Origin of the sequence: Flavobacterium selenitireducens (genome assembly GCF_014748335.1) — a bacterium.
Lineage (GTDB): Bacteria > Bacteroidota > Bacteroidia > Flavobacteriales > Flavobacteriaceae > Flavobacterium > Flavobacterium selenitireducens.
In genome coordinates this window covers 98,932-123,327 of the sequence record NZ_JAAVIY010000006.1, presented here as the reverse complement: position 1 = coordinate 123,327, position 24,396 = coordinate 98,932, and the positions used below count along the sequence as shown (strand labels likewise).

Here is a 24,396-nt window from a genome sequence, read left to right as displayed (position 1 = left end):
GTTGCGTATTTTGCGCGAAAATCTCAATGATGATCACGCTCAAACGCATTATCGGTACATTTTTGATGTGCCTGTTTGTAATTGCCTGCAAAGATACCGACGCCCGTATGCAAGACATCGTGGCCCATTACAACGATGCGGGAAAGACGATCCAAAACAAAATGCTCAAATCGATGAGCGCCAAAATCACAGGCAAACGCAAAATCGATATTGAAATGAGGGTTGAAAGCAACGTCCCCACCGAGCAAAAAGAAGCGTTGAGCCTTTTTGGCACCAGTGTTTTCGGCAATTTGATCGAGCAAACGCCGGGAGGACAGGCTTTGTTGGAGGAAGGCGTCATATTCAACCTCGTGTTCAAAGAAGCCAACGGCACCTTCATCGATTCTGTTCATGTGACGCATGCCAAACTAAAAGCCCTTGAGCAGAAAGGTCAACAAAGAGGATCGGAAGACGTGGCCACCGAATCAGGACTGCCTCCACAGCTCAAAACAAGCCTGCAAATGCTCAACAGAAGCCTGCCCGTAGTTAATGAAGAGGAAGGTACAAGCGTTGAACGAATCGACGTCAACTCCAAAAACGAATTGGTTTACACGATAAAAGTTACCGATGCGCTCAAGTCGATGCTTACCAACGAATCCGACAGGGCGTTACTTAAAGAAAGCCTTTTGCTCGACCCGAACGTCCGCAATGTGTTTGGCACGTTCAAGAAATTCGGCGTCGCGGTGATCCGGTTTGAATATTTTGACCAGAATGACGCTAAAATAGCCGACATCGGTCTGTCCGAAAGGGATTTCAGGAATTGATCACTTTTTTTTCGGAGGCGTTTTGGCGAGATTTTCCGAGACGCGCATCGAAACGATATTGCTGATAAGTGCAAGCGGAAGCGCCTCGTCTAAAGGAAACTGTATCGATCCCTTACCGGTTTTGTAGCGTGCGATCTCCGAGCGGAAAGCCTCGTTGCCCTGAGGTAGCGCATAAAACCCTATGTGCTTGGCAAACGCGGCGAAAAAGACGAGTTGCCCATTGAGGTAGTAGCCTGGCATTCCATAGCTGATGCGTTCTTCGGCCTGAGGGACGATCGCTTTGATCGTGGCCCGTATGTCGTCGAGTCGCTTACGAACAGCCGGTGGAAACCGGGCGATATAGTCGTCGACGTTGTTGGCTTTAGCCTGCATTTCAATGGATTTCAGGTTGTTCGATAGGAAGCAATACGACAAATTCTGCCCCTTCCCCTTCGTGCCCTACCGCGTAAATAATGCCTTTGTGATTCTCGGCTATCTTTTTGCACATCGCCAATCCGATGCCCGTTCCCTCGAATTGCGTTTTGCCGTGGAGGCGTTGAAATATCTGGAAGATCCGCTCGGCATACTCCTGACGGAAACCGATGCCATTGTCGCGAAACGACAACTTGCAATAACCCGAATCGTTCTCCGGCAGCTTGTGGCGGGCGATTTCAGCAACGTCGGCCATAGCTGTCGAAATCGTTATGACAGGCGGGACATCGGCTCTTGAATATTTCAGCGAATTGGAAATCAGGTTGTGAAACAGCTGGGTCATCTGCAACGGAATGGCCTCAAGCGTGCAAAGCCCATTGTTGATCACCTGACCGGATTTTTCCTGAAGGATGATGTCAAAATCGGCCATAGCTTCCTCAAAAACGCCGTTCAGGTCCGTCCTGACAAAGGGATCGTGGCTGCGCGAGAGTTGGGAAAACCCTAATATGTCGCGTATCAGCGCCGTCATCCGACCAACGGAATTGTTGATGCGATCCATCTGGAAACGCGCCCTGTCGTTGAGTTCGCCAAGACTGCTTTCGAGCATTTGGGTAAACAGGCTGATCTTGCGCAACGGTTCCTGCAAATCGTGGGAAGCGATGTAGGCAAACTGTTCGAGTTCCGCATTCGACTTTTGCAACGCCTGGTTGGCCAGTTCGAGCTCCTGGGTGCGCTGGGCAACGATTTCCTCGATCTTGCGGCGGGCGCGAACCTGGTGGGTCACGTCCGAGGCGACGACCATGATGCCTTCGGTATTGCCCATGGTGTCGAGCATGGGTTCGTAAATATATCGGATGAACGAGGGCTCGAGCTTCCCATCGTGGAGCAGTTGGAATTCCTGCTCGTCGCTGAGAAACGACACCTTGTTGTGGTAAACGTCGTTGAGGATCGGCTCAAGACCGTTTCCGGCGATTTCGGGAAGACCTTCAAAAATAGATTTTCCTTCCATTTCCGAGGCTTTACGGCCCGTCAATTCTTCCATCATATGATTGACATTGTCAAAAACATGGTCAGGACCGCGCAAAATGCAAATGGCTACCGGTGCCTGCAGGATCATGTTCCGGAAATTGCGCTCGCTTTCCTCTACGCGCTTCTGGCTCACGACCACGGTAGTCACGTCGATCGCCATGTGGTGGATGCCGTAGATCGTACCGTCGGCGTCGCGCAACGGTTTGTAAGTGTAATTGAAATAAAATTCCTCGGGCCCGTTGCCTACATCGAGGACGGCAACTTCCTGTTCCCCGGAATATTCCTTTCCGGAGTCGAAAACCTCCCTTAGAAATCCAATGAAAGGCTGGTCCTGGAGTTCGGGAACCGCCTCTTCGAGCACTTTCCCGATTGCGGAGGCGTCTTTTCCCCAATAATCGAGCATTAGACCATTTGCGTATTGGATTTTCAGGTCGCGCCCCAAGTACAAAGCTGCTGCAACAGATGATTTTTCGATCAGCGTCCGGTAACGGTCCTCGCTCTGTTCCACTTCGGCTTTAGCCAGGAAGAGATCGGTGACGTCCGCAGCCGTGTTGAGCACGCCATAGACGTTTTCCTGTGCGTCGAACAAAGGCGTGAAACTGTAATTAAAATAAAAAGACTGAAGTTGGCCGTTTACGACAAGTTGCACCAATTGGTTGTAAGCGTCGTAAGGCTTCCCGCTCATGTAAACCGCGTCCAGGTTTTCGTACACGCCGGTGTCGGCAAGTTCCGGGAGGCATTCGTAATACGTTTTTCCGACGACGTCGGGGCCTTTTCCCCAAACATCCGTCAAGGCTTTGTTGGCCACTGCAACGCGCATTTCGCGGCCGATGTAGATGCCTATGGGAAACGGTGCGGCCGCTATCACGCTTCTGAGACGCTGCTCGCTCTGTTCGATCTCGTGGCGCGACCGGATAATATTCGAAACGTCCTGGATGATGCCGGAAAGCGCAACGGCATTCCCTTCCTCGATCTGGAGTTGGCCGATGGAACGCAGATACCGTACTTTACCTGTCGCAATATCGGGCACCCGGAACGTAATGTCGTGCCTCGGGTTGTTGTCGCTGACGACCTGTCTCAAGGTTTCGCCAACTATGGGAACGTCTTCGGGATGGATTTTTTTGAGCAGATCCGCCAGTGAAAGGTTGGATCGGTCAACGCCGAACCACTCCATTATCTGAGGCGAATAATTGATTTCCTTGGTTTGAGGATTGATGTTGAACACACCGAGGTCGCCAATTTCGACGGCGAGCTCCAGCGTGCGTTCTTTTTCGGCAAGTTCGAGTTTACTGTTGTGGGCCTGGGTCACATCGGCTACCATAGCCACGACGCCAACGGGTTTTTTCCCCGGTTCTTCATAAAACGCCTGGAAGATCACGTCTACATAAACCGTCGTGTCGACGCCGTCGAGCGAGAGCACCGCCGGTTTGTCGTTGTAGATTTTGGTGATCCCGGTTTCGCGGACGCTGCGTATCACATTCGGGTAATCCTGTTCGGCAAGTTCCGGGAATATCTCGAGCAATGGTTTTCCAATTACCGATTCGTCCCGCTTCCAGAATTCAAGCGTGCGGTCGTTGGCAAAGGTTACCCTCATGTCCTCTCCCATAAAAATATGGATGGCCATGTTCGACTGCTTGAACAAATTGTAGGCTGGTGCGATCGTCTTTAGCGTCTCGTCCTGCTTTTGGGCCAGGATCGCATCGCTTTTGTTTACCGCCGTGTGGATGATGAACCTGACGTTTCCGTCCTCGTCGAGTATAGGCGTGTGGATGACGGTCCAATACATTTCGTGGAACGCGCCATCGGCCAGCACAAGGTCGTATCGCTGGACCGGCAGTTCGTTCTTGCGCTTGGTCTCCAGGCATTTGGCAAGCGATTCGCGAATGTCCGAAGAGGCAATCGGCGCATCGGGATTGTCCGGAAAAAATTGGAACAGGCTGCTTCCTATGAGCTCCTGCCGATCCGCTCCGGCAAACTCGGCGAATTCCTGTGTCGAGGCCACGATAGTAAATTCTGGGGCATTGGGCAGCAACAGGCCACTCGCTCCGGGCATGGAGTTGAAAACGCGTCGGTAATCTATTGGGTCAGGATTCAATTAATCGGCCTTTAATCTGGGTTAAATGTACTAATTTATGGTCTGCTATCGTTCGAAAAGATGGCGTACGTTGCGTGTCACGAATGTGGTCAGTCCGTGACCTTCGGCCGCGAGCCGTTTCATTTGCTCGACATTGGATTTACCTGCCGAACGATGGCTGTAAGTATAGACCTCAGCGCTGTCGCGGAATAACAACCGTATGTAATCGGGCCCAAATTCGTAAGCCACGACACCTGAATTTCGGTTGTTTGCATTATAGCGTTTCACAATCGGGAAGTTACGGCTCGCGGCCATCCGGAATCTTACAAACATATCTCGAATCCTTATAAGTTATTACTGAGTCGGTTTGCGCATCTTTGAAAAAACCCTAACATTATGAAAACTTCAAAAGTAATTGGACTGATCGTGTTGTTCGTCGGTATCGGACTTATCATTTATGGCGTCAACCACATGAATTCCACCGAATCCGAGATCAAGGACTTTTTCGGGAAAGAAGATACGACCGGCATGTTCACGGCATTGCTCGGCGCGGCTCTTGCCATTGGCGGAGGCGTTATCGCGATTCGAAAATAATCGGGGAGTCAGTCAAAAATACGAACGAGCATTTCCTTGAGCAGGTCGTCGGTTCCTAAACTGGCGCCTACACCTTTGCTTTTTACGTCGACCTCGCGCAACACGTTTACGATGTTGCTGACTTTCCGCATCGGATAATTGCGGGCCGCCGCCTCATAATCTTTTACGAAATACGGATTGATCTTAAGTGCCGTGGCCGCGGTCTTTTTGTCTTTGAGCCCATGGTATTGCAAAAGCTGGGAGAAAAACTGAAACACCAGGCTTGTGGTCACGACCATCGGGTTGTCTCTGGGATTGTCCGCGAAATACCGCGCGATCTGGAATGCCTTGAGTTTGTTGCCCTCGCCTATTGCCTTGCGAAGTTCGAACACGTTAAAGTCTTTGCTGAACCCGATGTTGTCCTCGATGTGCTTGGTGTTGATCGTCGTGCCTTTCGGAAGGATGATGGCGAGTTTGTCGAGCTCGTTCGAAATTTTTCCGAGATCTGTGCCCAAAAATTCCGACAGCATGGCCGATGCCTTGGGTTCGATGCCGTAGCCTTTGCCTTTGAGGACGCGCTCGATCCAGGAAGGAATCTGGTAGTCCTTGAGTTTGCTGCTTTCAAAAACGACCGCGTTTTTCTTCAGGTTTTTATAAACCGACTTGCGCTTGTCGATGGTTTTGTACTTGTAACACATCACCATGACGGTCGTCGGCGTCGGATTTTCGGCATAGGAATCGAAACGCTCGATCGTCTTGGCAAGATCCTGGGCCTCCTTTACGATCAGCACCTGCCTTTCGGCCATCATCGGGTAACGCTTTGCCGATGACACGATATCTTCGATCGAGACATCGCGACCGTATAAAACGGTCTGGTTGAACCCTTTTTCGTCTTCGGAGAGCACGTTGTCTTCGATATAATCCGAAATCCTGTCGATGTAATACGGCTCTTCTCCCATCAGGAAATACAACGGTGCGATCTTCCCGGCCTTGATGTCGTTGACGATTTTTACGGCTTCTTCCATAGGCCAAAAATAGGCATATTCCGTTTTAAAACGAACGCTGCATTCGAGGTTTTTAAAACCAAAAACTCCGGACGTTCCCATCCGGAGTTCTCTTTAAAAAACTAACCCCAACTTTAAAATGCGGTCTTGTCGATACCTGTTTTTCCAGGTACTATCAGTTGTAGGTAAAGCTGACAATCGAGGATTCGATCGTGTAAGATGCCGGAAGGCCTTTTTCGCCTTGTGCTGAAACGATTGGAATATCCGTTCCGCCTGATGCCACGGACGTAACGCGTTTTTTGTGCGCATAGAAATAAGAGGACGACATGACAAATTGAAGCGCGATGTTGTCAAGGTGCTTTACGTTTGCGAACGATCCTTTTGCAGACGAGTACGTGAGACTCACCGTGCCAACTGACGCCCAGTCACCGGCGTTGTTGAGAGTTATCGGAGTTCCGCCGAAATCAAAAGTGTCGTCTCCGGTTTGGCTCACATTGTAATCCTGTCCGTCATCGGTTATGACGGAAACAAGATTTCCGTTAGCGGCATAAGTGAATTGGATATAATCAGCTCCTGTGGTAATCCTGTCAACTTTGTTGTCTTCAGTATAAGAAAATACCGAATTGTTTCCGCCTTCATTCACGCTCTGGATGCGGTTTTTGGAATCGTAAGACAACGTATAGATCGTAGGAGTTCCGCCTCCGGAAATTGTAACCGTAGCAGGTTTAAGGCCGGAGCCCGAATTGGAATCATCGTCCCCACAAGAGATCAGTGCGAGGCTCGTCATAAGTAAAAATACCAGTTTTTTCATGTTGAATTGTTTTAAAGGGCGTAACCCTTTTGATTAATGGTTTGCAAATTTAATTGAATGATGCTCGTGATGGAGGAACAATATACGAACGACGGAATTACTATACGAACGACGCCATCGTCCCTGATTTTGTTGTAAAAAAGCCCTGACTTGCCACCACGCTATCAGGGCTTTGCCTGCGCCATCAATGATCGCGTAGGCTATAATTCTTGGCTGTTTGTGCCCAATGGGCGCGATAATCGGAAATGTAAATCAGTCGAAGGCTGCGCATGCCGTTTGTTTTTTCAAAGCTAAATAAGCCGCTGTTTGATTCGATACGCCAATAAACGAACTGCGGAGGCGACTGATCGAAATGCGGGCTTCGAAACCGTTCGGGATGCCGGAGCCACAATAGGAACCAACCCAATGCGCTTTAGTCGTAAGTGAAGGACATCGTGAATTCGGCGTTGCCGGAAATTTCGGACACAATGGGATAACCGTCGTCGTCATAAGTTTGGGCCACATGTCTCGAGAGGTCCTCGTCTTCCGTATTGATCACGCCCGTTACCGGCTTTTTGGATGCGTAATACGGCATGTTGGTTTCGATGACGGCCAACATCAGCGCATCGGCTCCTTTTACGTTGGCAAACGCACCTTTTTTAGAGTTTTCGTACGTAAATTGCGTAACGCCGAGCGTGCCCAGGTCGCCATCGTCGGTCAGGCTTCCCTCAGTAACATTGCTTATCACAAACGCATTGCCTTCGAGATACAGTATGTCGATAGAATTGCCGCCAACTACCGATCGGATCAAACGGTTCCGGTCGTCATAGGTAAACAGCACGGTTGCTTCCAGATCTCCCGTGACCGCAACGGATTGCGGCTTTTTGGAGTTGCCGTAGTTCAACACATAGGTCACATCCTGGGCGCCGGTGCGCGTGATTTGCTTCAGACGCCGGTTTTCGTAGGCGAAGGTGTAGACATTGTTGAATTGGGGATCGTCTCCCGTCATCACGATTTGCGTCGGGACTTTTCCGGATGCTCCTGAATCGTCATCGCCACAAGAAGCGGCAAGCAGCCCGAAAGTTGCGATAAGAAATAGTTTTTTCATTTGATTTTTCATTTTTTAAATGAAACGTAGATCATTCCGAATACTGGAATACTGTGGTAGTGCCTTGTAAAGTTTGCGAAGCCGGAAGCCCGTTGTCGCCTTCGACATACGTATAGGCCGACGTTCCTCCTACATTGGAAAGACTGTTGCGCCGTTTTCTGGAACCGTAATACATAGCGGATGAATTGGCGATGGCCAGGACAAACCCGTTCAGGTGTTTTACGTTCGCAAAAGCGCCTTTTAAGTTGTTGTATTCGAAGCTGGCGTAGGAATATTTCAAGACTTCGTTGTCAGGGTCGAGATTTAGAGGGATCCCGTTAATGGTGTATTGATTATCGGAAATGTACAGCATCTGAGAGACGTTGCCTGCCTGATCCTTATAACTCAGGAATTTTCCGCTGTTGTTATAGGTGAACTCATAGTAATTGTCACCGGTGGTAATGCGTTCCGCAAGGTTTTTGGCGTTATAGGTAATGGTCGTGACCGTACCGTCCTGCGTGATCGATTGCAGCCGATCCTTGTCGTCATAGGCAAATGTGACCGGAGTGTTGCCGCCGATAATCACGGTGATGGGCTTGGCCTTCGATCCAGCTTTGGAATCATCATCTGCACACGAAGCGAGGAGTGTGGCGAAAGTAAAAATCAGAATTAGTTTTTTCATTGGATGTTTGGGTTTCGTGGAATTAAATTAGGCTGACAGTATTGGCCGCTATTCGTATTGGTAAGAATACCTGGTTTCGCCCAGCCTTTCCGACGTCGGCAAATCAGCAGGAGCCTCTGCGCATTCGTAGGCGATCGAAACGCCGTCCATCGCAAAGGTTTGCCTGCGTTTTATCGCGCAATATCGCAGGGCGCCTTCATCGGCCAATGTCACAGCCAGCATGTTGAGATGTTTTACGTTGGCAAACGGGCCTTTGCCTTCCGAATAGGTAAAATCGCGATAGTCGAATACGCGCCAGTCGCCGTTTGTATGGAAGGCGAGAAAAATACCATCGGTGAGATAATTATTGTCACCCTGATGGTAGAATTCCACGACCTCATTATCGGTGGCGTTGAAGAACTCCGTGAATTTGCCGTTGGCGTCATAGTTCAGGTAATAATTTTTTGACGACGATTTGACGCGCCTGACCAAATTATTTTCATCATAAGAAAACGTCACGGTCTCTCCGGACTTGGAAAGCGTCGCCAGCCTGCCTTTTGCATCATAAGTGAAGCTTCGCGTCTGGCTCAGGCCATTCTCGATATGGGTCGTCACCGAAATAGGTTTGGGTTCCGAAGCGGTTGCTGCCGTGTCGTCGTCGGCGCATCCGAAAAAAGTTAACGCAATCGCTGCAAAACAGATGATTTTTTTCATGGTATTCTGGTATTTAATAATCAATCGTATTGCACGGCTATTTCGATATCGAGCGCGTTTACAAGTGTCGGCATTCCGTTTTCCTCGGATCCAACCATATACGGATGACTGTCCGGATTTAAAATCTCCTGTGGCCGCACTTTGGACATGTAGAGAAAACTGATCTGGTCGGCGAGAAACATCGCCAGCGGGTTCATGGCTCTCACATTGGCGAAAATGCCGCGTCCTGATCCATAGGTAATCGCAACGTCAGATAGCGCAGTGAAATCGCCGGCATCGTTAAGCGAATATGTAAAGCCGTCAAGCTCATAATTGTCGCCATTTTGGTTCACATCCCAGTCCTGTCCCTCGGAATTTGAAACACTCACGAGATTATTGGCCGCATAATGAAATTCGTAGTGGCCGTTCGCGTTGGCCATGCGATGGAGTTTTCCGTTTTCGTCATAGGTGAACGTGTAGGTCACTCCTGGCTTGGCCATAGTCGAAATCCGGTTTTTGGAGTCGTAGGTAAAGGTGCGCGTTTCGGTAGCGCCGCCATCAGTCAGGGTAAGCAACGTGGGTTTTGGGCCGCTTCCGGATCCGGAATCATCGTCCCCGCAGGAAACAAGGGCAAGGCAGGCCAAAAATAAAAAAGCAAGTTTTTTCATTGTAAACGGAATTGTTGGTTGCACGTACAAGAATACGCTGGTTTTGGCACGATTACGAACCGCGTTAAGCCAACTGCGGGAAACGATATACCAATTGCGGTATACGGATTCGCCTTACCAATAATAACCTATGGAAACCATCTGGAACGTCGTAGACTGGAACAGTCCCTGATTGGAGAAAACGTGTGTGAACGGGTAGGTCGATCCGCCGAGGGCCACTTCGTTTATCTTATATCGGCTCGCGTAGAAATGAGCGTCGTAGTCAATGAGATAAAGCGCCACGCGATCCAGGTGACGGACTCCGGCAAACGGGCCTTTGTCGTTGGAATATTCGAAAACCAGCCCGTTGAAAAATGCGAGATCGCCCGCATCAGTTGTCTCGAACGTACGCTCATCGAACACGAACCTTTCGTTGTCCTGGTACGCAACGGGCAACGAAGTTTCGGGCTCGTGCGTCGGGATGACGTGATGCAGCTTTCCGGACTCGTAAAAAAAGTCAAAGCCGGTATTGTCGCTGTTCCTTATCCTCGTGACGCGATTTTTGCTGTCGTATTCCAACGTGCTCCCCACATTGTTCAATGTGAGCGTCTTGAGCCGGTTTTTTGAATCGTACGTGAAGCTGCGGTTTACGGAATTCCCGTCCCTGAAAATTTCAATCGCCGACGGCTTTTTGGCCGTGCTTCCCGAGTCATCTCCGGAACACGAAGAGGCAGCGATACACGCTATAAGTAAAAATGCAAATCGTTTCATGACGTTTCATTTGGATTGTCGTACAATGATACGCCCTGTGTCTGTCATGGAGAAGCGCGGTCAAACCAACTGCAGGAAACGGTAAATGAAGTGTGCCTCAGATTTTTATCAGACGGAACGTCCGTGTGCTATTGCCTGTTGCAATTTTAACGATGTAATTCCCCGATTGCATATCGGATATCGCAATGGATTCAAAACCCGACGTAACCTCGCGTACCAAACGTCCCGACAAATCGAAAATTTCAGCCGACACGATGTTTTCCGCATCCGAAAACCCGAAACTTGACGTTGCGGGATTGGGAAATAGCGCCAGGCGATTTTTTACCGCTTTGTCGACCGACAACTGGGCAGCCGCGCAAGGCGAATCCGAAAGCAAACCGTATCCGGTGTTGTACACCAGATCATTTCCCCAAGCCGTAAGCGTGTTGAATTCCCCGTTCGTGGTCATCTCGCGAGGAGCCGAACAATCCTGGTCGAACGTCCAGGCAAGCCATCCTATGTTGCGCTCGCAGGCCTCGGTCAGGATCGTCGGATACAAAGTGGCCAGCGAAATGCTTCCGCAAGCATCACCGTCCTGTGTGTTGGCAACTTCACCCAAAATAAAACACACCTCCGTATTGTCAGCTTCGTTGAGTTTCTGTTCGACCAGGGCCGCGGAATTCGCATAGCCGAACCAATAGGCGTGGGACGAAAAGATCAGGTTGTGGCCAGGGTCGGCGTTGACCATGGCTTCGGCAACGGCCAACAATTCCGTTGAAGATTGTCCGCAATCGGGAGCGTCGACCATGATTGGCACGGCAACACCCAAATTGCGCAGGTTCGCTATCGCGGCGTTGTAATTCGTCGTGAACGTCGTCATCGCTGCGGCTTGGTTTCCGGCCCACCTGACGTAGCCGAACTCGTTGGCGAGGTTGATGACCAGGTATTGCTTATGCGTCTCGATCAGGCTCAATATCGTCGGATTGGTCCAGAACGGCATGACCGTATTGTTGAAATAGTTCCAGTCGTTCGAGCAGGTCGCATTGTGTATTTCCAATATCGGAATCATGCCTTTGGTGTGGCAATACGCCAAGACGTTGCTCAGATGCCCGTTGTTCACATAACCGGAGATCGTGCCGGCCGTCTGGACATCGCGCCAATGCGTGCCGTTCGTATACCACGGGATCCGGATTGCGTTCGCCCCTGTGAGCGCCGCCTGATCGATCTTGTGCTGGTATTGTGTGGCGTTGGCAAGAGAGATGGTGCCGTCGTCGATGATAGGGTAATTGAGTCCGCGAAGGGTAAGTTCCTGTCCCGAAACCGTCGTGAGGATTTTGCCGTTGACTTCAAGCGTGGTTTGCTGGGCAAAAGCCAGGCTTCCGACAAACAAAATGGAGGTAAGTATCGTTTTCATCATCAAAAAGGTTCATATTGGTAAAACGTAGAAAAAGTGCCGCCATCATATTGAAAATGGGACTGTTGCGGAAAATCGTACTGATCCAGGTCATGCCCGACGTCAAACGTGTCGCCGTCGAGTCCATAACCGGCCAACTGGTGTTTGGTAAGGTGAAAGGCGAAAAAACTGGCGTCGCGTTCGATGAGCAACATAGGCAAAATAACGTGATTGGCGCGATACATTGCTCCTTTATTCGACGTATCATACGTCAAGGTAATGATTTGACCCTGTGGGCTCACGCAGTTTTTGATTTCGCCGTTCGGATAGAGATTCACGCCGTTGCTGAGAATATTTTGAGGTTCGTCATAGATCGTCGGAAATGTGTCGCCTTCAAATGTGTAATGCGTAATCTTATTGCCTTCATAGTAAAAGTTGTAATAACCGGGGCGGTCGCCTCCGACCTTGACGATCCTGCTCACCTTGTTTGCCTCATAGCTGAAAATATACTTTGTGCTTCCTGGTTCTTCTATCGATTTGACGCGATCTTCGTCGTCGTAGGTGATCAGTATCTGACCTTGGCCTTCGTCTAAATCTACGGAAACAGGGCGAAATTTTGCCGAGTCTCCCGATTTTTCGTCCGAGCAAGAGAACAGCAATATCAATGCGAGTAGTCCAATTATGTTTTTCATGATTCCCGAATTGAATTACAACCTGAAACTCGCGCCAATCTTCACGATCGAAAAGGAACTGCCACCTACCTCGAGAATCCCGCTGAAATTGTCGGTAAAGTAGTAGCGCGCCCCGACGAGTGCCGTTGGATATACTTCAACTTCATTGTCGTCCTCGATAAGATCGTCCGTGTAGCGGTACATGATGTAATTGACATTCGCACCTACTCCCGCGAAGACGTCAAGTTGCTTTACCGGAATGAGTTTGTTGAAGTGGTAGAACCCTAACGGAGATACCGAAACTCCCGTGATTCTCGCGGTTTCATCGGCGTAATCCCACTTTTTGGTCGCGCCTCCAACGGCAATCCCGACGCTGACTTCGTCCCGCACGGCAAATTCGTATCGAAGGTTTACCGGCCCGATCCCCATTTTGTTGTCGTCATTGAGAACATAGCCGTCGTAATCGAGCGTATTCGGAAAACCATACGTCAGGCTCACGAGATGCGTCGATTTGTCGAAACTGCCAATGTTGCGCGAAGCATAAGGCGTTCCGTAAAAGTTTGACGCGTCGGTCTTGGCAGCTTTGGCTTTCTGGTCTTTTTTCTTTTGGGCAATGGCCGGCATCGCAAGAAGGGCCAATGCTACGATAAGGATTTTTTTCATGTGTTGTAGTTTATGGATCGTGTTGTCATTTTTCTGTTGCGGATGATTTTCGAGTTGAATGGAGCCTTTCCAATCAGTTTACCGAGATTTCCTTGACGGCGTCTTCCGCATAAAACGCCCCGAGCAGTTTTCCGCCGCTGAGAAAAGCCGTTCCGAAGCATCCGCCGAAGGAGAATTCTTTTTTTATTTCATCCGAGAAATCGCAGTTGGAAAGCACCGTCATTTTACCGGAATCGAACGAAGTCACGACGACCTTGTTTCCTTTTGTGGTCACGTCGGTCGCTTTCTCTATCTCGGCCTCGCCTGTCACGACTGCGGCCATTTCCGCTCCCGGGCCAATCTCAAGCTGGGTGACGCGGTTCAGGTTATAATTGGTCACGTAGAGCTTGTCCTTGTTTATCGCAATTCCTTTTACGCCCGCGCCCATTCCGTCGAGTTCTACGAAATCGTTGCTTTCCAGCGGATTGTTGAACCGCACCACGCGACCGTTCCCGTCGTCGCATACATACAATCGATCCTGGCTGTCGACGGCCAATCCGCGAGGATTTACGAATCCGACCTGTATGGTCCGGTTCAGGATGAAATAATAGTCGTTCGATTGGTACACCTTGACTCCGGCTACCGCTTCGGTTTCGGCTACATAAAGATTCTCATCGGAATCGAATGCAACGGCTTCGGGGGCCGTCACCATCAATGTGGTCTGCGGATCGTTCGCTTTCAAGGCCGCGAGATTCTTGAAAACCTGCACCGTACCTGCCTGACCGTAGCCACCGTTATAGACAGTAATGGCGATACGGCCCGTTCTGGAAACGGCCATTCCACAGCCGTTGGCGAATGGCGTCGCTGCTTTTTCGGAGGCATTCGCAGCGTCACATCCGGCAGCGTCGTCTCCCGAACACGAGATCAGGCTCAAAGCGGCCGCAAGACAAAGAAGTATTTTTTTCATGGTTTTCGGTTTTGTTGAAGCAATATTAAAGGCAAAAAAAAGACCGGTCGCATCACTTTATACGAACGGTCTTATTTGCTAAACGAAATGCGATCGGATTATATTTGGACCGGGTTTTCCCGTCGCGATACCTAATTTTTACGGCTTTTTTCTTCGGGCTCGAAATGATAGGCCCTCACCCTCTCCCATCGAAAGATAGCGGTCGGGGCAGAAGTCCGGTTGTCGAAAATCTGTAAAAAAACCCAAAATCAAACCTTGTGGAAAAGCCCCAGGAACTCCTGCTTCTTGTTGCGGCTCAAGGTAATGCTCGACCCGTTGGCCATGATGAGCTCTCCTCCTTCCCCTCGAATATAATTGCGGATGAATTTCAAATTGGCCACATGCGATTTGTGCGGCCTGAAAAACAACGGATTTTCCTTTAACACGTCCTCGAAAATCGCAAGGTTCTTACTCACGAGGTGTTTGGTATTGTCGTGCATGAAAATATACGTGTAGCATCCGCTGGCTTCGAGGTACATGATGTCGTCCACCTTGACGAAGTGCAACCCTTCCTGGGTCGAAAGCGCCAACGTATCCGGAATCTTTCCGGACGAGAACTGGCTTACCTGCTGGACTTGTTCGGACGTCGTGATCAATTCGTTATTGACATATTTGTCGAGCGCCTCCCGCAATTCGTCCTTGTCGATAGGCTTCATCAGGTAGTCCAAGGCGTTCATGCGCAGGGCCTTTATCGCATATTGGTTGTAAGCCGTCGTGAAAACCACTTTACAGGGAATTTCGGCAAACTGTTCCAGCACTTCGAAACCGTTCAGGAACGGCATTTCGATATCGAGGAAAACCAGGTCGGGCTTGTGTTTTTCGATGAGTTCCTTCGCTTCGGTACTTTTTTGGGTCGTGGCCAGGACCTCGACGTCGGCAAATTTTTCTATCATGTGCTGAAGCGTCACAATGGCGTGCTTCTCGTCGTCAATCAAGATTACTTTTATCATGGCTTACATTTTTATCGTTAGTAAAACGGCGGTTCCTTTCGGATTGCCCGATGTGTCTTTGAGATCGATTATTTCTATGGAATTTTCAGGATGCAGCATCAACAGTCGCTGTTTGGTAATGTCCATCCCATACGATTTGTGGTTCGTCTGTTGTTTTTTTAGTTTTCCGGCCATTTCGCGTCCGATGCCGTCGTCCTCGATCCGGATGCGGTAAAAATCTTCGTCCACGATTTCGGCTGCTACCAACAAGCTTCCTGCCTCGGCTTTGTGCAGCAATCCGTGCCAAATCGCGTTTTCGACAAACGGCTGGATGACCAACGGCGGAATCTTGACCAAAGGGTCGTTCTTGAGCCGCTTGTCGACTTTGATCGTATAATCGAAAGACTGCTCGAGCCGCATCGATTCCAGCTCCATATAAAATTTGAGCGCCTGTAGCTCGTTCTCCAGCGGGATCAGCTCCTCTTTGGAATATTCGAGAATGTTGCGCATCAACTTGGAGAACGTCGTGAGGTAATCGCTGGCGGCTTCGGTCTGGTTTTGTATGATATAACTGTTGATCGAATTGAGCGTGTTGAACATGAAATGCGGGTTCATTTGGGTGCGCAGCGTCGTCATTTCAGCTTCCCTGATTTTTTGGCGGTAGGCCGCTTCCCGGCGCTGTCGGCGCAACAGGTAAGAATAAATCGCCGTGATCGACAACAGCACGAGCAAAAAGCAAAACACGTAAAACACCGGGGAACGATAAAACGGCGGATGGGCGATCAACACGATTTCCAAACCGTCGCTTTCCCATTTTCCCCAGGCGTTTCGCCTCTCGATTTCCAGTTCGTAGGTCCCGGGCGAGATGTGATTGAGGATGATTTCGGGAGAATTCCCAAGATCGTTCCAGCGTTTTTCGTCGGCGAAACGGTAGCGGTAAAACACTTTGTTGCGGTCGGAATACGACAGGTCTGAAAACGCGATCGTCACGTCACTTTCGTCTTTGGATAATTCGATGGCGCCGGAAATCTTCTCGCGCATTTTCCCGTCGACGATCACGCCGCTTAGCCGCAAAACGCGCCCATTTGCAGGCTCGAGCATTTTTTTGAGGTCGAGGACGGTATATCCATTTTCAGTGCCGAGCACAAACTTCCCGTCGGGGCTTTTGAGAAACCCATAGATGAGATCGTCTGACGGCAAACCGTTGAGCTGGGAGAGCCGCAGGACCTCGTCGCGCTTCTGGTTGTAAAGGTGCAGCCCGTCGCCGGTTGCGAAGACGATGTTGCCGTTTCCGTCGGGGGCGATCCCTTCAATGTGGCCGTCCGAAATAGGATACGAATTGACGTCGATTTTTTGTAACACATTGCCGTCCCGGCCCACGATGCAAAATCCGCCATAGCCGGAAAACAATAGATTACCGTCCGAATTTTGGGAAATGCGGTTGACATAATCCCCGAAGAACTTGTCCCAGTTTCGGTTGAAAGCCATCGTGGAAACTTCGGTAAAACAATTCTTTTCAGGTTGGAAAATGTCTATCCCGTAAGCCTTGGGCGCCCATCCGCCGAGCCATATTCCTCCTTTGTCGTCCTCAAAAATGTCATTCCATGTATTTTCTGACCAAAACTCCGCTGCGTTGGCAAGCGAAGGCATGGGCTCGAGCGATGGGTAACGAAATCGCATCACGGGGCCCGAGGCGTTCAACAGCCACAATTCCGACTTTGACGTAAGCAAGATCTTTTTTGCCGGAACAGCGTCGATTCCCAATGAAAGCTTTTCGATTCTTCCACGATTGATCCTAAAGACGCCTTTGTCCGAGCAGCAAAATGTTGTATTGCCATATGCAAAAACCGCGGTGGCGCTTGCCTGACCAAGGTTGTGCGAATCCCAGTTACCGGAAGTGTCGTGTGACCACAAAACACCTCTGTTGTCGGTAAGCCACAAGGTTTTTTGATGGTCGCGCGCAATCGAGGTGATGACGCGGTTGGCCATGTCCGATGTCGGAAGCTTGAAATTTGAAACGGCATCGACGGGCGTCAATTTGACCAAACCTTTGTTGGTGGACAACCACAAAATTCCCGAGACCTGATCGGCCAGGACGTGGTTGATCTGGCTTTTTTGGGCGGTGTAAATGACGACCGGCTGGCGCGAAATCAAACTGTACACCTTGTCGCGCGAATAAAGGATTGGGTCGCGCCCCGGAAGTTTGACGATTCCGACAATGGCTTCCTCGGTCGCACAAACGGTTTTCAGCGAATTGGTTTGGGGATCGATCTCGCGAACCGCCCGATCCGGACCGGAGACAAGTATGCGCGATTTTGAAATCGGCAGTACCGCCCGGCAGCTCAAACGCCCCAGTTTCGGATCAGGATGCCGTTGCAACTTTCCCGATTGCTCCCGCCAAATGAAAATCCCGGACGAAGTCAATGCCCAAACCGTTCCTTTTTCGGGTTCGAAAAACTGTATGCTTCGCCCCTCTGTTCGCTTACCGCCGTCAAGCGGAAAGTGGAAGAAGCGTCTGCTTTGGCTGTCGAAGTATTTGATGTTGGAGAAATCGCTGCACCAGATCCGGCCGCGGCTGTCGATGAAAAGATTGTCGAAATGATCGTTGTCCGGGCTTTCGTCCTGGTAATTGTTCTTTCGGATGCTTACCGGAGACGCGTAGATATCAACGGTACGCGCCAACCCGAATGCCGAATTGTGAAAATATACCGCGTCCTCTTTTGCATATAGTTCGGTAATGCCGCCTTTGATCTTCGGATTTTTCACAAAGCGGTAACCGTCATAACGCGAAAGCCCGTTGGAAGTGGCCACGTACAAAAATCCTTTGGAATCGGTTTGGGTGCGGAGCACGATGTCCGAAGGAAGTCCCTGATAGGAACGCACCGACTCGTCGTGCCAAACCCGTTGGGCATCTGCAGACCAGAGCCAAACCAGCATAACCGCCTTTATAAAATACTTTGTGACTGGACCGTTCATGGGAATTCCGAGAGCCGTAAACCTAATACTGTTCCGCTTAAAAATACGAATTAAATATACCAATTGCGGTTTCGGGCAATCCAATGGGGAACAAACCAAAACTCCCCGGCGAACCAGGGAGCTGTTCGCGACGGCAAAAGATACCACACAATTACTGACGCGGCGGAAAAATAACGGTATGGCTTCAATGCCACAATAACCAGCGATAGGTATTTTTAGCGACACGACCGGTTTCGCGATATCGCGTCAATTTCGTTTCTTTGTGCGATGCTTGCCCTCAACTTCAATGCTTACGCCTTCCGCTTCAGGAACACTCAGGAACGGGTGCACATCTTTTGCGACACGCGTAAAAAGTTCGTTGTCCTTACGCCCGAGGAATGGGTACGCCAACATGTCGTACAATATTTGTTGCGCGACAAAAAATATCCGGGATCGCTCGTCAATGTAGAAAAGGTGCTCAAAGTCAACGGGCTTTCCAAACGATACGACGCCGTGGTATTCAATCCCGACGGCTCCATTTTCCTGCTCGTGGAATGCAAAGCTCCGGAAGTCCCCATTACCCAAAACGTCTTCGACCAGATCGCGCGTTACAACCTTGAGATGAAGGCGCAATACCTGATGGTGACCAACGGCCTGGCACATTATTTTTGCAAAATGGACTACGACGCAAAAAAGTATATTTTTCTCAAAGAAATCCCAGCGAGATGACCGAAAAACTACGATGCGACCTTGGCAGATGGATAGCCGTCCTGAGCCTGTTGTCTACCATTTTTATCTCGCGTGCGTTATGGTTCGCCAATTCCAGCTTCCCGATGATACCGGCTTTCGAGAAATTCGGAGTTGTTTCAGATGACGTTGGGAACGCTTGTGTCTATATGATGCTGGCCTGTGCGTTCGTATTCGGGATTACCGCCAATCGATGGGTTTTGCTGCCGATGCTTGCCGCTTTTGCGATATTGGTCCAGGCGGACATCAATCGCCTGCAGCCCACGTACTACATTTTCGTGCTGATCTTGTGTTGCCACGCGTTCCCAAAACGACGTGCTTTGTTGCTTATCCTCTTGTTTTCCGGGATTTATTTTTGGAGCGGCGTCCATAAATTCAATTCTTATTTCCTTGAAAAGTGGCTGCTCGGTATGGACAAACGCATTCCGTTCGCGCCCGCTTTTGCCCGTGTCGCCTTTACGTATGCCGTTCCCGCCATCGAAGCGCTCGCCGGGCTGATGCTGTTGCATTTGCGCCTGAGGAAAATCGGTGCGGCAACGCTGGTGCTGATGCATTTGCTGATCATTGCGACACTGGTTCGCGAACACGGAGGCGTCAACGTAATCCCGCTCAATTTGGTGATGATCCTGACGCTCCTATTGGTGATTTTTGCATCGGACACCCATGTCGTGGCCTCGTTCGATAAAAAAGCAGCATTTCTTACCTTAGTGGTCTGGCTGCTTCCGGTGCTGAATTTATTCGGATATTACGATCATTTTCCGTCTTTCAGCATCATGTCCGGAAAACCGGAATATGCCACCGTCTATTTTCCTGACGAAGCAACTTCCCAAACCGTGCCCGAAGCGGCCAGGCCATTCGTTCGCCACTTCGAAGGCAGACATTATATACAACTTTCGGAATGGGCGGGGCACGCGAAAAAAATAATGATTTATCCACAAGAAAGGGTTTATGCATCGCTAAAGGATTCGCTCACACGCCATATGTCCGACGCGAAAAAGGCCAAAACCGAATTACACCTGTACAAACCATGAAAATCGCGATCGTCATCCTCAACTGGAACGGGAAAGCGTTGCTCGAACAATTTCTGCCGTCGGTGGTCCGACATTCCGAGGGAGCCGAAATCTGGCTCGCCGACAACGCCTCTACCGACGATTCGATAGCGTTCGTGCAATCTGCCTTTCCAAATGTCAAGATCGTAACAAATAAAGTGAACCTTGGCTACGCGGGCGGCTACAACGAGGCGCTGAAAAGCGTCGACGCCGATGTCTACGCTTTGGTGAATTCGGATATAGAAGTAACCGAAAACTGGCTTTCCCCTATCCTTTCCGTTTTCAGGAACGAACCGCAAACGGCAATCCTGCAGCCTAAGATACGGGATTTCAAACGGAAAGGATATTTTGAATATGCGGGAGCGGCCGGCGGGTTTATCGATAGTTACGGGTATCCGTTTTGTCGTGGGCGTTTGTTCGATACCTTGGAGCAAGACCAGGGACAATACGACGACGATTGCACGATATTGTGGGCTTCGGGCGCCTGTTTTTTCATCCGCAAGGCGGTGTTTGACGAACTTGGCGGCTTCGATGCCGATTTTTTCGCCCATCAGGAAGAAATCGATTTGTGCTGGCGGGCATTTAACGCCGGACACGTAACCAAATATGTCGCGGCCTCGACGGTGTTCCATGTCGGAGGCGCCACGCTCAACGAAGGAAGCCCGAGAAAGACCGAGCTCAACTTCAGGAATTCGTTGGCGATGTTACTCAAAAACCTACCGCAGCACAAACTGGCAACCACGATTTTTATCCGGCTTTGCCTCGACGGTGTTGCCGGGATACGTTTCCTTTTACAGGGTAAGCCCGCACATTGCTGGGCGGTTGCGAAAGCGCATTTCGGATTTTATAAAATGTTGAGGATAAATTACCTGAAGCGACAATCACTGCCGAAAGCTAATTATTTTAAGTTAAAAAACGTCATTTACGCGTATTTCATCGAGGGCAAAAAGCGCTATTCCGAGTTATTTTAACAATAGTTTATGCCCGATTGGAAGCGGGCAAAAATGTTAAAGGGCTAAATTTGTAAAAAGTCAAAAAATAGAAATCTTATGAAAAAAGCCCTCCTCGCATTATCCGTCGTCGGTGTCCTGATGACTTCTTGCGGTACCAAGAAAAAACTGGCTGAGTGCGAAGCCAAGAATAAAGAGATTCAGGATTTGCTCAACACGGCAACCGTAAAACTCAACACATGCCTTTCTGAGAAAGAGTCGATGAGTTCCCAGATCGAGTTCCTTAAAAAGAACAACTCTGATCTCATCAACAACATGGGCAACATCACCACGCTTTCGTCCAAAGGTGCCGAGAATCTCGAGAAATCGCTTGAGAGCATGAAAGAAAAGGATTTGAAGATCACGCGTTTGCAAGATGCGTTGACTCGTAAAGACAGTGTCACCCTGGCATTGGTTACGAGCCTTAAGCGCGAAGTGGGCATCAACGATCCGGACATTCAGGTGAATGTGGAAAAAGGAGTCGTTTTCATTTCGATTTCGGATAAATTGCTCTTCAAGTCAGGCAGTTATAACGTGAGCGATGGAGCCAAAGCCGTATTGGCTAAAGTGGCCAAGGTAATCAACAGCAAGCCGGATTTCGAGTGCATGGTGGAAGGCCACACGGACAATGTTCCTTACATTTCGAACGGTGTCCTGCTCGACAACTGGGATCTCAGCGTGAAGCGTTCGACTTCGATCATTCGCGTGTTGACGAAAGATCTTGGCGTTCCTGCAAAACAATTGATCGCCGCCGGACGTAGCGAATACATTCCGCTTGTAGACAACAACTCTGCGGATAACCGCGCGACAAATCGCCGTACCAGGATTGTGATCATGCCTAAGATCGACCAGTTCTACGATATGATCGAAAAGGAAATGAAGAATATGACCAAAGGTTGATTCCAAAATCCTTCAAAATACAAACCGTCCCGAATTCCCGGGGCGGTTTTTTGTTTTCGGACGTTGCCGAAGCTTATCCGTTTTGGGATTTGGGATATAGCCCTGCGTAGATAAGCAACAACCCGAACGCGATTGCCGACAGCGCAAGGCCGGAACCGATGAGAAAATCTACCGTTTCCATGACGCGTATGTTTGCGACGATCACCAACAAGATGACGAGCCACAGCAAAACGTTCGTAAAACCGAAAAACTGGTAAAACCAATGACGGTTGATCGCCAACGGCATGGCCACGGCAACGAGCAGCAAAAAATCGAACAGGCCAAATCTTCCGTTGAGCAACATGCCAAGCGCATTCGCCAAGGCCAACACAATGAAATAACAGGAACCGATTACTTTGGTCAGGTCGTGCTGCGTAGTAAGCCGAAAAAGAGGGTTCGTTTGCATAGGGATGTATTTTTGTTGAAACGCAATACATTCTCTTAAAATTGTGCGGATATCACAGATGCTACGATAGTTCGGAAGCCTTAGACCGATCGGCTTTATTTGCGGGCTCACGAGCTAAATCAAAAATCTTTTAGCCGTCCGATTCGACGGTTTCGTGAGAGACGCGTGGCGACAATACCGAATCTCAACCGTGACACTTTTGGAATCAGTAGATTGTTGTGGCGAATCCTGATCGAACTTGCAATTCCAGGTAGTTTTACCAGGCGGCCCCGCCCCGGATGGAAGCGGTCAGCCTTTTGAACAAGGCCGCGTGATTTTGCGCTTTGGCGGACGCGACCAGAGGAAGCGCTTCGCAAAAGCTGCGAAATAGCGGACCTGGAAAAAGCTGGAAGCGGACAGCCGGAAAAGGCGCCTTATCATGCAACCAATTTGCGCATCGATTCGTCTTGGGTAAGACGGTTTTTTTACTTTTACGGCTCCAAACCAAACTCATGAGGAACTTTACACTTTTATTGGCTTTCATCCTGATTTCGTCTTGCGCGATGAAACAGACACGGGAAATGGTCGCATCGGGCGATTACGACAGCGCCATAGACAATGCGGTTTACGCCTTGCGCAACAACAAAGAGAAAAAGGGCAACCAGGATTTTGTCTACATGCTTGAGGAAGCGTATGCAAAAGCTGTGGAACGCGACCTGCGCGAAATCGACGCGATGATGAAAGATGCGAGCCCGAGAAATCTCGAAAGCATCTTCAATACTTACGTGCAACTCAACAACCGGCAGGAGAAAGTGCGGCCGTTGCTGCCGTTGCGCAAAATGACGGAAAAATCGGAAGCAAAATTTGAGTTTCGCGATTATTCCGACGAGATCGTGAGCAGCAAGAACGCATTGGCCAAATACCTGTATGACAACACGAAGGCATTGTTGGCTACCAAAGACAAAATGAGCTACCGGCGCGCTTATGACGACCTGAACTACCTCAACCAGATCGCGCCCAATTTTAAGGACGTCCCGGATTTGATGCGGTCGGCCAAGGAAAAAGGTTCGGACTATGTGAACGTGTTGGCTAAAAACGAGTCGAATGTGATCATCCCGAAACGCCTGGAAACCGACCTGCTCGATTTCAGCACTTACGGGCTCAACGATCAATGGACGGTTTACCACAGCAACAAACAGCCTAATTTCAAGTATGATTTTGGAGTCGTGCTGCATTTCCGCCAAATCAACATATCGCCCGAGCAGGTGCGCGAGCGCGAATTCGTGAAGGAAAAGGAAATCAAGGTGGGGCGCAAAAAGAAGATGCGCGGCCGTTATCCCGTGCTCGATAGCTTAGGCCGCCAGGTTTATGAAGACGTTTTCAAGATCGTCAAATGCCGGGTGCGCGAATTTACGCAGTATAAGGCGGCCCAGGTTTCGGCCAAGGTCGATTACATCGATTTTGGGAACAACCAACTTTTGCAGACCTTCCCTATTTCAAGCGAATTCATCTTCCAGAATGTTTACGCGACTTACCGTGGCGACAAGCGGGCCATCGGGAATGATTACCTGCCGATGTTCAATCAGCGGCCGTTGCCGTTCCCGACGAACGAACAAATGGTCTTTGATACAGGGGAAGATCTCAAAGGAAAGTTGAAAAACGTTATCGTTCGCAATAAGATCCGATCCTAAAGCGGAGCGACATCCATCGCGTCTGCGCCTGGGACGGCCTCTCGATCTAATTTTGTGATCTAGATCTTGCCGGTCAACGCAGCCGCGGAAATACTGCCATGGGATTCGTGGTAAACTGCCTTTCCGTCCTTGATCAGCAGCAGTTGCGGTGATTCGTGATAGACGCCGAACTTATCTGCTATCGCGCTCGATATCTCCCGATGATTGAGCAGGTCGAGATAATAAGGTTTGGCTCGGTCCGGCGCGATGTCGTATTCCTTTTCAAATCCTTTTATCGCCATACGCGAAATGCCGCAACGGGTGCTGTGCTTGAAGATGATCACGGGGCGCTCGGCAGATTCCGAAACGATCTCGTCCAACTGCTTTAAATCTGTTAAATCGTTCCAACCGAATGTGGATTGGTTGTTATCTTTATTGGGAGAATCACCTCCGAAAAGAGAATTGAAAAGGCTCATTTTGTCTTGATTTAGGTCAGAAT

25 protein-coding genes are annotated in these 24,396 nt (G+C 49.7%); 7 read left to right on the top strand and 18 right to left on the bottom strand.

Going from position 1 to position 24,396, the window contains the following annotated elements:
- The first annotated feature begins 26 nt into the window (after positions 1-26).
- Positions 27-803 carry a hypothetical protein gene (locus HC229_RS10850; protein ID WP_191020509.1) on the top strand — a complete coding sequence of 259 codons (777 nt, stop codon included), beginning with the start codon at positions 27-29 and terminating at the stop codon, positions 801-803.
- Here HC229_RS10850 and HC229_RS10845 read toward each other — a convergent pair whose 3' ends face one another.
- From HC229_RS10845 to HC229_RS10835, 3 genes are read right to left on the bottom strand one after another with little or no spacing between them, the layout of a single operon-like run.
- Positions 804-1,175 (bottom strand): iron chaperone, encoded by a 372-nt coding sequence (locus tag HC229_RS10845; RefSeq protein WP_191020508.1) that lies wholly within the window; start codon positions 1,173-1,175, stop codon positions 804-806.
- A gap of 1 nt (position 1,176) precedes the next feature.
- Entirely contained in the window at positions 1,177-4,338 is a 3,162-nt protein-coding gene (locus HC229_RS10840; RefSeq protein WP_191020507.1) for a PAS domain-containing protein, read from the bottom strand.
- 45 nt (positions 4,339-4,383) lie between these two features.
- Positions 4,384-4,605: a hypothetical protein gene (locus HC229_RS10835; RefSeq protein ID WP_223845585.1), complete on the bottom strand. Its 222-nt coding sequence runs from the start codon at positions 4,603-4,605 to the stop codon at positions 4,384-4,386.
- 108 nt (positions 4,606-4,713) lie between these two features.
- Between HC229_RS10835 and HC229_RS10830 the strand changes: the two genes are divergently transcribed.
- Positions 4,714-4,911, top strand: a complete 198-nt coding sequence (locus tag HC229_RS10830) for a DUF3185 family protein (RefSeq protein WP_191020506.1) — start codon at positions 4,714-4,716, stop codon at positions 4,909-4,911.
- Positions 4,912-4,919: 8 nt separating this feature from the next.
- On the opposite strand, the gene holA is transcribed toward HC229_RS10830, so the two are convergent.
- From holA to HC229_RS10765, 13 genes are all read right to left on the bottom strand, one after another.
- Positions 4,920-5,915 (bottom strand): DNA polymerase III subunit delta, encoded by a 996-nt coding sequence (gene holA, locus HC229_RS10825; protein WP_191020505.1) that lies wholly within the window; start codon positions 5,913-5,915, stop codon positions 4,920-4,922.
- A 154-nt stretch (positions 5,916-6,069) separates the two neighbouring features.
- Complete coding sequence (locus tag HC229_RS10820; RefSeq protein ID WP_191020504.1) at positions 6,070-6,705, bottom strand: hypothetical protein; 636 nt, start codon at positions 6,703-6,705, stop codon at positions 6,070-6,072.
- 412 nt (positions 6,706-7,117) lie between these two features.
- On the bottom strand, positions 7,118-7,792 hold the full coding sequence (locus tag HC229_RS10815) for a hypothetical protein (protein ID WP_191020503.1): 675 nt from the start codon (positions 7,790-7,792) through the stop codon (positions 7,118-7,120).
- A gap of 31 nt (positions 7,793-7,823) precedes the next feature.
- Positions 7,824-8,453 (bottom strand): hypothetical protein, encoded by a 630-nt coding sequence (locus HC229_RS10810; protein ID WP_191020502.1) that lies wholly within the window; start codon positions 8,451-8,453, stop codon positions 7,824-7,826.
- Positions 8,454-8,501: 48 nt separating this feature from the next.
- The gene (locus HC229_RS10805; protein ID WP_191020501.1) at positions 8,502-9,146 is read right to left on the bottom strand and encodes a hypothetical protein; all 645 of its coding nucleotides are present in this window, start codon (positions 9,144-9,146) and stop codon (positions 8,502-8,504) included.
- 20 nt (positions 9,147-9,166) lie between these two features.
- Positions 9,167-9,793 carry a hypothetical protein gene (locus tag HC229_RS10800; RefSeq protein ID WP_191020500.1) on the bottom strand — a complete coding sequence of 209 codons (627 nt, stop codon included), beginning with the start codon at positions 9,791-9,793 and terminating at the stop codon, positions 9,167-9,169.
- Between the two features lie 114 nt (positions 9,794-9,907).
- Positions 9,908-10,543, bottom strand: coding sequence for a hypothetical protein (locus tag HC229_RS10795; protein ID WP_191020499.1), 636 nt, complete (start codon positions 10,541-10,543; stop codon positions 9,908-9,910).
- A gap of 97 nt (positions 10,544-10,640) precedes the next feature.
- Complete coding sequence (locus HC229_RS10790) at positions 10,641-11,939, bottom strand: T9SS type A sorting domain-containing protein (RefSeq protein WP_191020498.1); 1,299 nt, start codon at positions 11,937-11,939, stop codon at positions 10,641-10,643.
- Complete coding sequence (locus HC229_RS10785; protein WP_191020497.1) at positions 11,939-12,607, bottom strand: hypothetical protein; 669 nt, start codon at positions 12,605-12,607, stop codon at positions 11,939-11,941. Before HC229_RS10785 ends, HC229_RS10790 begins: the two co-directional genes overlap by 1 nt.
- Positions 12,608-12,622: 15 nt before the next feature.
- Positions 12,623-13,249 carry a hypothetical protein gene (locus tag HC229_RS10780; protein ID WP_191020496.1) on the bottom strand — a complete coding sequence of 209 codons (627 nt, stop codon included), beginning with the start codon at positions 13,247-13,249 and terminating at the stop codon, positions 12,623-12,625.
- Between the two features lie 73 nt (positions 13,250-13,322).
- The gene (locus HC229_RS10775) at positions 13,323-14,195 is read right to left on the bottom strand and encodes an NHL repeat-containing protein (protein ID WP_191020495.1); all 873 of its coding nucleotides are present in this window, start codon (positions 14,193-14,195) and stop codon (positions 13,323-13,325) included.
- 248 nt (positions 14,196-14,443) lie between these two features.
- Entirely contained in the window at positions 14,444-15,184 is a 741-nt protein-coding gene (locus HC229_RS10770) for a LytR/AlgR family response regulator transcription factor (RefSeq protein ID WP_191020494.1), read from the bottom strand.
- A 3-nt stretch (positions 15,185-15,187) separates the two neighbouring features.
- The gene (locus HC229_RS10765) at positions 15,188-18,100 is read right to left on the bottom strand and encodes a sensor histidine kinase (protein ID WP_191020493.1); all 2,913 of its coding nucleotides are present in this window, start codon (positions 18,098-18,100) and stop codon (positions 15,188-15,190) included.
- 306 nt (positions 18,101-18,406) lie between these two features.
- Here HC229_RS10765 and HC229_RS10760 point away from each other — a divergent pair, with 306 nt between their 5' ends.
- From HC229_RS10760 to HC229_RS10745, 4 genes are all read left to right on the top strand, one after another.
- Positions 18,407-18,847 carry a type I restriction enzyme HsdR N-terminal domain-containing protein gene (locus HC229_RS10760; RefSeq protein WP_191020492.1) on the top strand — a complete coding sequence of 147 codons (441 nt, stop codon included), beginning with the start codon at positions 18,407-18,409 and terminating at the stop codon, positions 18,845-18,847.
- Entirely contained in the window at positions 18,844-19,896 is a 1,053-nt protein-coding gene (locus HC229_RS10755; RefSeq protein WP_191020491.1) for a hypothetical protein, read from the top strand. Before HC229_RS10760 ends, HC229_RS10755 begins: the two co-directional genes overlap by 4 nt.
- Positions 19,893-20,885: a glycosyltransferase family 2 protein gene (locus HC229_RS10750; protein ID WP_191020490.1), complete on the top strand. Its 993-nt coding sequence runs from the start codon at positions 19,893-19,895 to the stop codon at positions 20,883-20,885. The genes HC229_RS10755 and HC229_RS10750 overlap by 4 nt, the downstream gene beginning before the upstream one ends.
- Before the next feature lie 78 nt (positions 20,886-20,963).
- Positions 20,964-21,803, top strand: coding sequence for an OmpA/MotB family protein (locus HC229_RS10745; RefSeq protein WP_191020489.1), 840 nt, complete (start codon positions 20,964-20,966; stop codon positions 21,801-21,803).
- Positions 21,804-21,876: 73 nt separating this feature from the next.
- Here HC229_RS10745 and HC229_RS10740 read toward each other — a convergent pair whose 3' ends face one another.
- The gene (locus HC229_RS10740; protein ID WP_191020488.1) at positions 21,877-22,248 is read right to left on the bottom strand and encodes a hypothetical protein; all 372 of its coding nucleotides are present in this window, start codon (positions 22,246-22,248) and stop codon (positions 21,877-21,879) included.
- A 491-nt stretch (positions 22,249-22,739) separates the two neighbouring features.
- Here HC229_RS10740 and HC229_RS10735 point away from each other — a divergent pair, with 491 nt between their 5' ends.
- A complete protein-coding gene (locus HC229_RS10735) occupies positions 22,740-23,918 on the top strand; it encodes a hypothetical protein (protein WP_191020487.1) in 1,179 nt (392 codons plus the stop codon).
- A gap of 59 nt (positions 23,919-23,977) precedes the next feature.
- Here the strand turns inward: HC229_RS10735 and ytxJ are convergent, their stop codons facing one another.
- Entirely contained in the window at positions 23,978-24,373 is a 396-nt protein-coding gene (gene ytxJ / locus HC229_RS10730; RefSeq protein ID WP_191020486.1) for a bacillithiol system redox-active protein YtxJ, read from the bottom strand.
- Positions 24,374-24,396 lie beyond the last annotated feature (23 nt).

Coding starts and splice junctions, on each gene's coding strand:
- HC229_RS10850 (WP_191020509.1), top strand. CDS start 27: ATGATGATCACGCTCAAACGCATTATCGGTACATTTTTGATGTGCCTG.
- HC229_RS10845 (WP_191020508.1), bottom strand. CDS start 1,175: ATGCAGGCTAAAGCCAACAACGTCGACGACTATATCGCCCGGTTTCCA.
- HC229_RS10830 (WP_191020506.1), top strand. CDS start 4,714: ATGAAAACTTCAAAAGTAATTGGACTGATCGTGTTGTTCGTCGGTATC.
- holA (WP_191020505.1), bottom strand. CDS start 5,915: ATGGAAGAAGCCGTAAAAATCGTCAACGACATCAAGGCCGGGAAGATC.
- HC229_RS10820 (WP_191020504.1), bottom strand. CDS start 6,705: ATGAAAAAACTGGTATTTTTACTTATGACGAGCCTCGCACTGATCTCT.
- HC229_RS10815 (WP_191020503.1), bottom strand. CDS start 7,792: ATGAAAAAACTATTTCTTATCGCAACTTTCGGGCTGCTTGCCGCTTCT.
- HC229_RS10810 (WP_191020502.1), bottom strand. CDS start 8,453: ATGAAAAAACTAATTCTGATTTTTACTTTCGCCACACTCCTCGCTTCG.
- HC229_RS10805 (WP_191020501.1), bottom strand. CDS start 9,146: ATGAAAAAAATCATCTGTTTTGCAGCGATTGCGTTAACTTTTTTCGGA.
- HC229_RS10800 (WP_191020500.1), bottom strand. CDS start 9,793: ATGAAAAAACTTGCTTTTTTATTTTTGGCCTGCCTTGCCCTTGTTTCC.
- HC229_RS10795 (WP_191020499.1), bottom strand. CDS start 10,543: ATGAAACGATTTGCATTTTTACTTATAGCGTGTATCGCTGCCTCTTCG.
- HC229_RS10790 (WP_191020498.1), bottom strand. CDS start 11,939: ATGATGAAAACGATACTTACCTCCATTTTGTTTGTCGGAAGCCTGGCT.
- HC229_RS10785 (WP_191020497.1), bottom strand. CDS start 12,607: ATGAAAAACATAATTGGACTACTCGCATTGATATTGCTGTTCTCTTGC.
- HC229_RS10780 (WP_191020496.1), bottom strand. CDS start 13,249: ATGAAAAAAATCCTTATCGTAGCATTGGCCCTTCTTGCGATGCCGGCC.
- HC229_RS10775 (WP_191020495.1), bottom strand. CDS start 14,195: ATGAAAAAAATACTTCTTTGTCTTGCGGCCGCTTTGAGCCTGATCTCG.
- HC229_RS10770 (WP_191020494.1), bottom strand. CDS start 15,184: ATGATAAAAGTAATCTTGATTGACGACGAGAAGCACGCCATTGTGACG.
- HC229_RS10765 (WP_191020493.1), bottom strand. CDS start 18,100: ATGCTGGTTTGGCTCTGGTCTGCAGATGCCCAACGGGTTTGGCACGAC.
- HC229_RS10760 (WP_191020492.1), top strand. CDS start 18,407: ATGCTTGCCCTCAACTTCAATGCTTACGCCTTCCGCTTCAGGAACACT.
- HC229_RS10755 (WP_191020491.1), top strand. CDS start 18,844: ATGACCGAAAAACTACGATGCGACCTTGGCAGATGGATAGCCGTCCTG.
- HC229_RS10750 (WP_191020490.1), top strand. CDS start 19,893: ATGAAAATCGCGATCGTCATCCTCAACTGGAACGGGAAAGCGTTGCTC.
- HC229_RS10745 (WP_191020489.1), top strand. CDS start 20,964: ATGAAAAAAGCCCTCCTCGCATTATCCGTCGTCGGTGTCCTGATGACT.
- HC229_RS10740 (WP_191020488.1), bottom strand. CDS start 22,248: ATGCAAACGAACCCTCTTTTTCGGCTTACTACGCAGCACGACCTGACC.
- HC229_RS10735 (WP_191020487.1), top strand. CDS start 22,740: ATGAGGAACTTTACACTTTTATTGGCTTTCATCCTGATTTCGTCTTGC.
- ytxJ (WP_191020486.1), bottom strand. CDS start 24,373: ATGAGCCTTTTCAATTCTCTTTTCGGAGGTGATTCTCCCAATAAAGAT.